The sequence below is a fragment of the Catenibacterium sp. CAG:290 genome, assembly GCF_000437715.1.
GTDB classification, from domain to species: domain Bacteria; phylum Bacillota_I; class Bacilli_A; order Erysipelotrichales; family Coprobacillaceae; genus Catenibacterium; species Catenibacterium mitsuoka_A.
In genome coordinates this window covers 1-8,929 of sequence record NZ_FR898827.1, presented here as the reverse complement: position 1 = coordinate 8,929, position 8,929 = coordinate 1, and the positions used below count along the sequence as shown (strand labels likewise).

Sequence of the window (8,929 nt, the reverse complement as noted above, 5' to 3'; positions counted from 1 at the left end):
AATTTAGGAAACCCCTAGTTATTTTAAATTACCAATAATATATCTGCTGATATATCATCTGACTTAAATTCTAGCATTATTAACTTAATGACATTGAGCTCACGCTTCCTTTTCAAATGCCTATTCAATCATAATAGGTTTCTTTTCTTCAATCTTTTCAGGTTCAGTCTTAGGGAATGTAATCATCAATTCACCATTCTCGAACTTAGCAGTGAAGTCTTCTTCTTTATAGCCCTCACCAACATAGAACTTTCTTGAACAGCTTCCTGTATAACGTTCACTTCTGATAACCTTGCCGTTCTTATCTTTCTCTTCCTTATCCTGATTAGTATTCGCAGAAACTGTTAAGTAACCATCAGTCAAGTCTAGAGAAATATCTTCTTTCTTATATCCAGGAAGAGCGATATTCATTTCGTAGTTGTTGTCTACTTCCTTGATATCACACTGCATTGCATTGGTAGTTGGACGCATCCATCCATCATCAAACATATCATCAAACACATCATAGAAACCAGGTAAAAATCTCATAAGTAACATCTCCTTTATTAAATTTAAACATGGGATTCTTAGTCTCGTGTTATGAACTATTCAATCATAATAGCTTTCTTTTCTTCGATCTTTTCAGGTTCAGTCTTAGGGAAAGTGATCATTAATTCACCATTTTCGAACTTAGCAGCGAAGTCTTCTTCTGTATATCCTTCACCTACGTAGAACTTTCTTGAACAGCTTCCTGTATAACGTTCACTTCTAATAACCTTACCATTACTATCTTTCTCTTCCTTATCCTGATTAGTATTTGCAGAAACTGTTAAATAACCATCAGTAAGATCTAGAGAAATATCTTCTTTATTATATCCAGGAAGGGCAATATTCATTTCATAATTATTGTCTACTTCCTTAATATCACACTGCATTGCATTAGTTGTTGGAGTCATCCAATCATCAAATAAATCATAGAAACCAGGTAAAAATCTCATAAGTAACATCTCCTTTATCAAATTTTAACATGGGATCATTGATCTCGTGTAATTAGTAAATTGTAATTGATTTCTTTTCAACTCTCTTTGGTGCTTCCTTTGGCACAGAAATCATTAATTCACCATTATCAAATTTAGCTTTGATATCTTCTTCGGTAAATCCTTCACCTACATAGAAGCTTCTAGAACAGTTACCACTATATCTTTCACGTCTTACAACACGACCTGCTGTTTCTTCTTTCTTAGCAGCTGCTGATACTTTTAAGTAGCCATCCTTAAGTTCCAAAGAAATATCTTCTTTCTTATATCCAGGAAGAGCGATATTCATTACATAAGTAGTTTCTGTTTCACGAATATCACATAACATGGTATTTGCTTTTGTAGTATTGACTCCTGAATCAAATAAATCATCAAACACATCACTAAAATTTGGATAATATTTCATATTTGTTCGCCTCTCTCAACGTTTTTCTTATTTCTTAGTAACCTCTCTATCGATTACAACTACTATTATAGCCACTCTTTTAGCAAAGTCAACACTTGAGTGCTAAAAATTAGCACTTTCTTTTATAAAGTGCTAAAAAGAAAAGAACCTGCCTATTTGGCAGGTTCTAAGTCAATCGATTTTAATTGATAAGCAGTCATATCAATTTCTTTATTACTTATAATTTCAATAGTATCTGAATTGTTGTAAATACGTGTAGTAAAGGCATAAGCACCATCATTGATGAATAGCTCTAAAGAAGATGTGTCGCTAAACAAAGTCATATTATTCATTTCATGAATTTTAATGTGTTTCACACCACGACCTGAACTGCTTTTATTCATATCAATAGTGAGAAGACCATCTTCATAATTCATATTTACACCTCTTATCGGCATGATACCGATTCCACATTTTTAAAAAAAGCATCAGATACTTCTGACGCTTTCTCCTTCTATAAATGAGAAGTCAATAAGTGTAGCACGTTCGACCTCTTTTTCTTCTATCATATCAAGAATAATCTGTCCAGCCATCTGGCCAGCATGAGCATAATGGAACTTAATAGTTGTAAGAGCTGGGGACATTACAGTAGAAGTCCAATAACCACCAAATCCAGTCACTGAAACATCCTCAGGAATACGTAAACCGTGATCTTTTAGAACCTTCATACATACCATCGCAATTGTATCTGTTGCACAGATGATGGCAGTAGGGCATGTATGATTCTTTAAGTAATCATTGAGTTTATCCATTGTCTTTTCAGCAGAGAAGTCTGTTTCTAGAAAATAAGGATGTACATCCTGTAAGCCATCATAAACACCCTGTCTACGAATGACTCCTACAGCCACATCTTTTCTACTTACTCCTGCATATACAACATTCTTATGACCATTAGAATAAATATACTCACCTATCTTATAGCCTGCTTCATAATCATTATTGATAACACTCACGCCATCATCATAAGACTGAGCCATAAAGACAATAGGAACAGAACTCTTAGAGGTAATATCTCTATGTGCCATTGTGATAGAAGTGGCAAGAAGAATAATACCATCCACTCTTAATTGCATAAGTTTAGTAATAGATTTGATTTCATCGAGTTCATCATGATTAGTATTAATAATGATTGTCGTATAATGATGCTTCTTTAAGAACTGATCAATATTCATCATCATACGACTAGAAGCATATGAAGTAAGAGTAGGGCATACAATACCAACAGTATGTGTCTTGTTGGCTTTTAAATTTGCAGCAAGCACATTAGGCTCATAATCATATTCTTTTACAATCTTTTCTATCTTCTGACGTGTTTCTTCTTTTACATAGCCACCATTAAAATAACGAGAAACAGTTGTTTTAGACACACCTGCAACTTTTGCGATATCGGCCATAGTCATCTTCTTCATGCTAATCCTCACTAAATAAACTCATGATTTCTTCACCACTCATAGTCGTAATAGAACCACTGTTACCTTCCACAAAACGATCAGCTAAATCCTTCTTAGCTGCCTGTAATGTCTGAATCTTTTCTTCAATAGAATCAGCCATAATTAACTTATATACAAATACTTTATTCTTCTGTCCAATACGATATGCTCTATCTGTTGCCTGGTTCTGTGCAGACATATTCCACCAAGGGTCAAAGTGAATAACACCTTCTGCTGCAGTGAGGTTTAAACCAGTACCTCCTGCTTTTAAACTAATTAAGAAGACTGTTGTATCATCATTCTGATAAGCATCTACTAAACCTTTACGATCCGCTTTATCAGTATCACCAGTCAACATATAATAAGATGTCTTACTCTTATCTAATTCTTTCGCAAGAAGATTCAATAAGCTCTTAAATGATGAGAATACAATAATCTTCTTGTTATTGTCTTTATATGTTTGAATAATATTTAAACATGCTTCCATCTTAGAAGACATATGTTTTACATCATCAAAGACAATACGAGGTTCACAGCAGATCTGTCTTAACTTTGTCAACATAGCAAGAATCTGAATACGATCCTTAGAACCATCTAAAGTCTTTAATAACTGATTGGCCTGTGCTAAATGAGCTAAATAGAGCTTCTTTTCATCTTCACTGAAGTCTACAAGTACAGTATTTTCAATCTTATCAGGTAAATCTTTTAATACTTCATTTTTCGTACGTCTTAATACAAAAGGTGAAATCATCTTCTGCAATTGTGTCTGAACCTCTTCATCATGATCCTTGACAATAGGTGCTTCATAATGAGATTTAAAATAACGATAGTTATATAAATAGTCTTTATTTAAGAAATCAAAGATGGACCACAATTCAGCAAGTGAGTTTTCAATAGGTGTACCAGTTAACGCATAGCGCTGTTTACCTTCTAATGATTTGACTGCAATCGCATTCTTAGTCTTCTGATTCTTAATATACTGTGCTTCATCTAAAACAATAAAATCAAATACAATATCCTTATATTGTTCATAATCCTTACGAATATAATCATAAGAAGTAATCATTACATCAAACTGCTTATAGTTTTTAATAATCTCTTTACGTTCTTTTGCGCTACCCATTACACAAGTCACCTTTAAATGAGAAGAGAACTTATTAAACTCATCCAACCAGTTTAAAATCAATGAAGCAGGACAAATAATAATAGAAAAGTGATGTTCATTACTTTCTAATAAACTCATAATCTGGATTGTTTTACCTAAACCCATATCATCTGCAAGAATACCACCAAAATGTAGATCATTCATAGTAGAAAGCCATTGGAAACCTTCTTTCTGATAATCTCTTAATATGGCATCATAACGTTCATTTAATTTATGTTTATGATGTGTATAGTTCTTTAAATGATCCAATACGTCCTTAAATGATTCTTCACGATTGACCTGTACATACTGGAAGTCCTGTGTTGCTAAGTCCATTTGACAAGCTCTATTTAGATTTAAATCAATTGTACCATCTTCAGAAATATCTTTAGGTAGAATATGATACTGATCCATCATATTGCCTAACTCATCTAATTCATGTGTATCAATATATAATAACTGACCATTCTTTAAACGATGATAACGTTTCTTTTTCTTATGACTTGCAATAATATTAGCTAATTCTTCTTTAGGCACATCTAAAGAATCTAAGTCCATTTCTAATAGATTATGAGAGACCTTGATACCAACAGATAAGTTCATAGACTTCTTAGAACCAATCGCTTGTAAAGAATCAGATACATAAACATCTGTCATCTTATTAAGATGTCCTAAACCATCATGAATCATATCTATTGTTTCATCACGATGTGTATCAAAACGCATAGGTCCTGACATATCATCAGGATTATATTTCTCTAAGAAACTAATAATGAGATCTGCTTTTAAAGAATGAGGTACATCTTCTTTAAGAAGATCATGTGTTCCATCCTCATATGTTCCAATTAGGCTAACTAAAGCATATTCGTCTTCATCTACATCTGCATAGATTTCTAGATGTGATTCTTCCTGAATTGTATCCTCTAAACCTACATACTCAATATATTTCTTTGTAGGAGAAATAATATAACGAGTAAAGTTTTCTAACTGTTCATGCGCTACATAAAGACGCTGTAATGTATCAAAACGATTCAATAACTCAATAGTAACACCCTGTTTATCGAAAGGATAACGAGTGATAGTGAATTCTGAAGGTGTATATTGATATAAACATCTCTTACCAGCAAAATAAGGTGCTATATTTGTTTCTAGTTCTAGAATTGTATCATGTTTATCTTTAGTCACTGATACCATAGGATGTAATTCACCCTCTATACATTTAAAAGCATGTAAAGATGCAGGAATAGTTGTAAGCAACTCCCATAAAGCATCAATATTCTCATTATCAATGAATAACGTATTATTATTAGTAAGATGAGAATGATAGAATCTCAGAATAAATTGGTAAATCTTTTTAGATGGTTCATCTAGAATATCAGGATTATGAACAAAAGATAAAGTCTTTCCATAAGCATGATATTCATTATTCTGCATTTGTGATACAAAGTTAGGAATACTCTTTACAATATAATCTCTTGCACGGCCTACCTTAAATGTGATATTAAAATTCCATCCATCTGCACGAAGCAGCTTTAAATGAACGGGTGTAGAACTTACAGGTGTAAACTGATTGACTAACTGATTCTTAATATAATCAGTCAATGCATTGGTTTCCTTTTCTCTTTCCATTCTTCTAAATTCAGCCATCTGTTGTTCCCATAAAAGACGTTCTCTCATAGCACTCTTCTTTTCTTCCTGTGCACGCTTTTCTAAATCAACAGCATAACGATAAGGGAATGTATTGGGAGATAACTCCTGAACCTTTAAAATAAGGGCTCCTATATGTCCACAGGCTGTATATTCATCAGCATATATACAATTACAGTCTGTTGATACTATTTTAGAATTGGGATTCACAAGAACACGGGGAAGATAGATATTACCATTAATCATAACTTTACCAGATATATGATAATAACCACGATTATCTATAGTGATAGAAACATTTACAACATAATCTCTTCGATAGTATTCTCGTGCAATATCACGGTTACGTGCTCTAGATACAACACGTTCAAATTCATTGTCAGTGATAAATAACATAGCAATTCCTCCTAATCTAACTAATTATATCATAAGAAAGAACACAAAAAAACTGGAATAAATCTTATTCCAGTTCAACAGGTTCCTGTTTTAGAGTTAGACCATATTTCTTTTCAATAATAGAAACAATTTCTTCTCTTGCCTGTTTTAAGTGAGCATAGCTTTGTGCACTTTCATTAATTAAGATCAGTGCAGCTTTTTCTGGTACACGCATACCATAAAATGATTTACCCTTTAATCCAGCATGGTCTATTAACCATCCAGAAGGGACTTTATTACCTTCCCAGACAGGAACATTCATACTTCTTAAACGTTCTGCTTCAGCATCATCTAAATAAACATTCTTAAAAAATGATCCAGAACTAGCCATTTCTTCTGGTTTAGGTAACTTAGACCAGCGTATTTCAGTAACCATCTTTCTAATAGATTTAGGAGAAAAATCAGTAATCTGATGTTCTTCTACATAACTCTGTAAAGAAGTATAGAAAGGAGGAGTAAGTCTATCATGACTCAAATGAATTCTCATAGAGATAATCAAATAACGTCCAGCATCTTTACCCTGATTAAAGATACTTTGCCTATAACCTAGATTCATATCTTCTTTCTTAATAGTGACATACTTTTCTTCTTTTAAATCATAAGCATGTACAGATTCTAATACTTGTTCTATTTCCTGACCATAAGCACCTACATTTTGGACAGGTGCAGCACCGACAGTACCAGGAATAGCACTTAATGCTTCAATACCAGATAAATTCTTTTCTGTAGTAAAAGCAACTAAATCATCAAGTAGTTCTCCACCCATTGCGTCAATCGTCAATTCATCAATAAAACGTATACCTTTAATACGATTTAAAAGAATAACCCCCTTGAAACCTTCATCTTTTCCAATTACATTACTTCCTGTACCTAGAATAAATACAGGTAATTGACGTTCTTTCGCAAATAAGTAAGCTTTTTCTACATCTTCTACGGTCTCTAATTCAATCACATAACGCGCTAGACCGCCTAGGCGCATTGTAGTGAGTTCTTTAATTTTTACATTCTCATTAATTTTCATAAAGTGCATTATAACACAGTTACAACAAAAGTAGAGGATTAATGATGGAATAATCTTTGATGAGTAAATGCGAGTACCATATCATACTTATCACAAGTATCAATAACATGATCATCACGAATAGAACCACCTGGTTCACCTACATACTTCACACCACTCTTATGAGCACGTTCAATATTATCTCCAAATGGGAAGAATGCATCACTACCTAGTACGACATCTGTATTCTTCTTTAACCATTCTTTTTTTTCTTCTCTAGTAAATATTTCTGGCTTTACTTTGAAATAGTTCTGCCATACATCATCACCTAGTACATCTTCATAATCATCTGATACATATGCATCAATTGTATTATCCTTTTCAGCACGTTTTAAACCATCAGCAAACTGTAAACCTAATACCTTAGGATGCTGACGTAAGAACCATACATCTGCTTTATTACCAGCAAGTCTTGTACAATGAATACGAGACTGCTGACCAGCTCCAATACCAATAGCCTGACCATTCTTGACATAACATACGGAATTAGACTGTGTATATTTTAATGTAATCATAGAAAGGATTAAATCATGTAATGCATGTTCAGGGATATCTTTATTTTTAGATACAACATCCTTAAACATTTCTTCATTAATCACACAGTTATTTCTACCTTGCTGGAATGTAATACCAAATACTTGCTTAATTTCTACTGGATTAGGTACATAGTGAGGATCCATCTGTAATACACAATAAGTGCCTCTTCTTTTCTTCTTAAGTATTTCTAATGCTTCTTTTGTATAACCAGGGGCAATAATACCATCACTGACTTCACGATTAATAAGTTTAGCAGTTACTTCATCACATACATCAGAAAGAGCACAGAAATCACCATATGAACTCATACGGTCACTACCTCTTGCCTTAATATATGCATTTGCGATAGGACTTAACACTTCGGCACTTTCCTTTACAAAATACATCTGTCTTTCTACTTCAGTTAAAGGTGTCCCAATAGCCACACCAGCAGGAGATACATGCTTAAAACTTGCAGCACAGCTCATATGAGTTGCTTCCTTTAATTCCTTCACTAACTGCCAGCTATTAAAAGCATCTAATAAGTTGATATAACCAGGTTTACCATTTAAGACAGTAAAAGGAAGTTCTCCTTCTTCCATAAATACCTTAGCAGGTTTCTGATTAGGGTTACAGCCATACTTTAATTCTAATTCTTTCATTGATTCCTCCAAAAAAAGAAGCCGACACATACTCCAGGCTTCTTTGCCCAGACGGTCGGCTTCTTCATTTGATTTATTATACTCCCTGTGGTCAATTCCACTTCCGTCAGTCATATAACTAATGTCATTATAGATAAAAGAATATAATAAAACAAGTATTTTCATTATATAAAAATAGAATGTAAACGCTTGCACAACTTTAATTATTAGGCTATAATTAAGACAGAAAGAGAGGAGGAAGACCTCCTTAACATATACATTCATCTCAAAGAACTTGGTCAGAAAGGAGAGATTCCCATGGGATACTGTGACTGAGTATCCATTGAGGATACTCAATTAAATTAGGAAAAACGTATTTATCCACCGATAATGATTTATATGCTTTATTCATAATGTATGGTTTTAATGAAAGGTGGAAAACGGGAGATAGCTCCTGAATATAATAATAAGGTACGTTGATCTATATATTGGAAGGCTATAAAAGGTTTTCCCATTTATCTATGATGCTGGAAATTGAATCCAAAAGATGTAATCCTAGTATCCAGCAGAAAAGGGTAATTTAAAATAACTAGGG

At 33.3% G+C, this 8,929-nt stretch carries 8 protein-coding genes and 1 riboswitch; all 8 genes read right to left on the bottom strand.

The features are described 5' to 3' along the window. Window positions 1-120: 120 nt before the first annotated feature. The 8 genes from QVO42_RS06655 to QVO42_RS06620 all read right to left on the bottom strand — a co-directional run bounded on the left by QVO42_RS06655 (window position 121) and on the right by QVO42_RS06620 (window position 8,355). Complete coding sequence (locus QVO42_RS06655) at window positions 121-528, bottom strand: Hsp20/alpha crystallin family protein (protein ID WP_022425364.1); 408 nt, start codon at window positions 526-528, stop codon at window positions 121-123. A gap of 56 nt (window positions 529-584) precedes the next feature. After that, a complete protein-coding gene (locus QVO42_RS06650; RefSeq protein WP_022425363.1) occupies window positions 585-977 on the bottom strand; it encodes an Hsp20/alpha crystallin family protein in 393 nt (130 codons plus the stop codon). A 52-nt stretch (window positions 978-1,029) separates the two neighbouring features. After that, window positions 1,030-1,422 (bottom strand): Hsp20/alpha crystallin family protein, encoded by a 393-nt coding sequence (locus tag QVO42_RS06645; RefSeq protein ID WP_022425362.1) that lies wholly within the window; start codon window positions 1,420-1,422, stop codon window positions 1,030-1,032. 152 nt (window positions 1,423-1,574) lie between these two features. Then, on the bottom strand, window positions 1,575-1,838 hold the full coding sequence (locus QVO42_RS06640) for a GH32 C-terminal domain-containing protein (protein WP_022425361.1): 264 nt from the start codon (window positions 1,836-1,838) through the stop codon (window positions 1,575-1,577). Window positions 1,839-1,889: 51 nt separating this feature from the next. Beyond that, the gene (locus QVO42_RS06635) at window positions 1,890-2,870 is read right to left on the bottom strand and encodes a LacI family DNA-binding transcriptional regulator (RefSeq protein WP_022425360.1); all 981 of its coding nucleotides are present in this window, start codon (window positions 2,868-2,870) and stop codon (window positions 1,890-1,892) included. 1 nt (window position 2,871) lies between these two features. Then, the gene (locus tag QVO42_RS06630; RefSeq protein ID WP_022425359.1) at window positions 2,872-6,078 is read right to left on the bottom strand and encodes a DEAD/DEAH box helicase; all 3,207 of its coding nucleotides are present in this window, start codon (window positions 6,076-6,078) and stop codon (window positions 2,872-2,874) included. A gap of 64 nt (window positions 6,079-6,142) precedes the next feature. Further along, entirely contained in the window at window positions 6,143-7,138 is a 996-nt protein-coding gene (murB, locus tag QVO42_RS06625; protein WP_022425358.1) for a UDP-N-acetylmuramate dehydrogenase, read from the bottom strand. Window positions 7,139-7,176: 38 nt separating this feature from the next. Next, window positions 7,177-8,355 carry a phosphoribosylaminoimidazolecarboxamide formyltransferase gene (locus QVO42_RS06620; protein WP_022425357.1) on the bottom strand — a complete coding sequence of 393 codons (1,179 nt, stop codon included), beginning with the start codon at window positions 8,353-8,355 and terminating at the stop codon, window positions 7,177-7,179. 38 nt (window positions 8,356-8,393) lie between these two features. Next, window positions 8,394-8,479, bottom strand: a riboswitch (ZMP/ZTP riboswitch). Between the last annotated feature and the right edge of the window lie 450 nt (window positions 8,480-8,929).

Excerpts from the sequence above, each read along its gene's own strand:
- QVO42_RS06655 (WP_022425364.1), bottom strand. The coding sequence starts at position 528 with ATGAGATTTTTACCTGGTTTCTATGATGTGTTTGATGATATGTTTGAT.
- QVO42_RS06650 (WP_022425363.1), bottom strand. The coding sequence starts at position 977 with ATGAGATTTTTACCTGGTTTCTATGATTTATTTGATGATTGGATGACT.
- QVO42_RS06645 (WP_022425362.1), bottom strand. The coding sequence starts at position 1,422 with ATGAAATATTATCCAAATTTTAGTGATGTGTTTGATGATTTATTTGAT.
- QVO42_RS06640 (WP_022425361.1), bottom strand. The coding sequence starts at position 1,838 with ATGAATTATGAAGATGGTCTTCTCACTATTGATATGAATAAAAGCAGT.
- QVO42_RS06635 (WP_022425360.1), bottom strand. The coding sequence starts at position 2,870 with ATGAAGAAGATGACTATGGCCGATATCGCAAAAGTTGCAGGTGTGTCT.
- QVO42_RS06630 (WP_022425359.1), bottom strand. The coding sequence starts at position 6,078 with ATGTTATTTATCACTGACAATGAATTTGAACGTGTTGTATCTAGAGCA.
- murB (WP_022425358.1), bottom strand. The coding sequence starts at position 7,138 with ATGAAAATTAATGAGAATGTAAAAATTAAAGAACTCACTACAATGCGC.
- QVO42_RS06620 (WP_022425357.1), bottom strand. The coding sequence starts at position 8,355 with ATGAAAGAATTAGAATTAAAGTATGGCTGTAACCCTAATCAGAAACCT.